Genomic DNA, 610 nt, shown 5'->3' with positions numbered 1-610 from the left:
CTGACCCCGGCGGACCGGCGCGCGAAGGCGGAATGGGTCATTCCCGCAGGCGAGGACGACCACGCGCCGGACAATGAAGTCGTCATTGCCGTTCCCCTGCCCCAGTCCGGGCCGGGCCTGCATCCCGCGCGGATCATCCAGCGTCTCGGCCCGCAGGGCGACGCCCGGACCATCAGCATGGTCGCCGTCGCCATGCTGGGCATTCCCCACGTCTTCCCCACCGAGGCGCTGGCCCAGGCCAGGGCCGCGCGTGGTGTGACGCCCGATGGCCGTACGGACCTGCGCGAAGTCCCGCTCGTGACCATTGATGGCGCGGATGCGCGTGACTTTGATGACGCCATCTACGCCGAACCGGACGGGGATGGCTTTCGCATCACCGTCGCGATCGCGGATGTGGCGTGGTACGTCCGCCCCGGCAGCGCGCTGGACCGGGAAGCGCGGCTGCGCGGCAATTCGGTCTATTTTCCCGACCGGGTCATTCCCATGCTACCCGAAGACCTTTCCAACGGCTGGTGCTCGCTGCGCCCGCATGAGGACAGGGGCTGTCTTTTTATCGATATGCGGGTCACGGCCGATGGCGGCATATCGGGCGCACGCTTTGGCCGTGGCG

1 protein-coding gene is annotated in these 610 nt (G+C 68.4%); it reads left to right on the top strand.

The features are described from left to right. Positions 1 to 610, top strand: a 610-nt coding sequence (locus tag JCM25156_RS19765) for an RNB domain-containing ribonuclease (RefSeq protein ID WP_025814515.1), incomplete at both ends; no start/stop codon positions are given.

The organism is Komagataeibacter kakiaceti JCM 25156, from assembly GCF_000613305.1.
Note: the sequence above shows the minus strand (reverse complement) of the source record. Positions and strands in the feature narration are given on the sequence as shown.